This window comes from Bacteroidota bacterium (assembly GCA_034723125.1).
Lineage (GTDB): Bacteria > Bacteroidota > Bacteroidia > CAILMK01 > JAAYUY01 > JAYEOP01.
On record JAYEOP010000489.1, the window covers coordinates 1 to 1,871 of the forward strand.

Annotated in this window: 1 protein-coding gene; it reads left to right on the top strand. The window is 30.8% G+C overall.

The genetic code is table 11. The annotated features are described in order from the left end of the window. The coding region (locus tag U9R42_12665) for a PKD domain-containing protein (GenBank protein ID MEA3496870.1) at positions 1-1,871 on the top strand (1,871 nt) is incomplete at both ends.

Here is a 1,871-nt window from a genome sequence, read left to right on the forward strand (position 1 = left end):
TACTTTTGCCCAACGCGAAGCAGAAAATTGGTACTTCGGTATCCATGCCGGTTTGAATTTTAAGCAAGACACTCCTACTGTACTTACAAATGGTGCATTAGCTACACTTTGTGGTTGTGCTACAATTTCAGATGTAAATGGTAATTTATTATTCTATGCATCAGGGAAAAAAATTTGGAATAAAAATCATACTTACATGACAAATGGCACGGGATTATTAGGGGAATTGGGTAATCAACCAATAATAATTGTTCCTTTACCCGGTAGTTCTTCAATATACTATTTATTTACTATAAAAGGAGCTGGTAGAATAGAGGGTTTATGTTATTCAATAGTTGATATGAATTTGCAAAACGGACTTGGAGAAGTAATATCTAAAAATAACTTTATTTACAATAGGACTACTGGGGGGTTAACTGCAGTAAAGCATTCTGATAATACATCTGTATGGATAATTACCCATAAATTAAATTCAAATGCATATTATGCTCACAAACTTAGCAATGCAGGTCTTGATCCTAATCCTGTAATTAGTTATACAGGAACACCTAATATTGCAATTTATGATTCAAATTCGAATATATTTACACCATCATCAGGGTATTTAAAAGTATCTCCTAATGGGAAAAAAATAGCCTCAATTATTTATGATACAAATGAATTTAATAGTAATTATATTTATTATAATCCTCATATTGATTTACTTGATTTTAATACAAATACTGGGGTTTTATTAAATTCCTTGTCAATTACCGGAATGACTAATGCTGGGGCAGTTGAATTTTCACCTAACGGTTCAAAATTATATATTTCAGCTAATGATTCTGATATATTCCAATTTGATTTAAATGCAGGCTCAGATTCTTCAATTATCAATTCAGGCAAATTAATAAATTCTACGAGCGGAACATCTTGTTACTCATTTATAAGTGATATCCAGGTTGCCATAAATGGAAAGCTTTATGTTGGAGAATTCGGTAGATATCATATTTCTGTAATTAATGACCCGAATAATGCAGATACAGCGTGCCATTTTGAGTTTCATTCAGTTTCTCTTGGAGGAGGAATATGTAAAAGTGGCTTCCCCTCCTTCATCCAATCCTACTTCTTCAAACCATTTTTCAATGCAGTTGGTACTTGCTATGAAGATACTACATTTTTCACTCTTTCAGACAGTTCTCATATTGATTCTTTAATTTGGTGCTTTGATGATTCTTTATCTGGTTCAAGGGATACTTCAACTTCTTATGCTCCTTTTCATATTTTTACTGATACAGGAATTTATGATGTTTCACTTATTGTTTTTTATAATGGTTTAACTGATACAACTATCAGAGATATAAGAATTAGTCTTTATCCAACAGCTAATTTTACAATTAATGATAATGCACAATGTTTGAGCAGTAACAACTTTGTTTTTACAGATAGTTCATCAATAAGTGCAGGCTCATATACTTTAGCTTGGGATTTTGGTGATTCTTCTTCTGCCTATATTGATACTGTTTCTCATAGTTATTTAACAAAAGGAAATTTCAATGTAAAACTAACAGTTCTGTCAGATTACGGCTGTGAAAGAAGTAAGACAAAAAATGTAAATATATATTTTCCTTCAACTGATTTTACAATAAGTGACAGAACACAATGCCTTAATGAAAATTTATTTAATTTTGTTGCCGATACAATAAATAATCCTGACACTACAAATTATTATTGGGATTTGGGAGATAGCACAACTTCAACATCAAAATTATTAAATCACAATTATTTAAATGCAGACACATTTCTTGTAACATTAATTGTTAAGTATGATTCTCATTGCATTGATACAGGCACAAAAAATATTTATGTAAATCCAAGTCCTCAAGCAAATT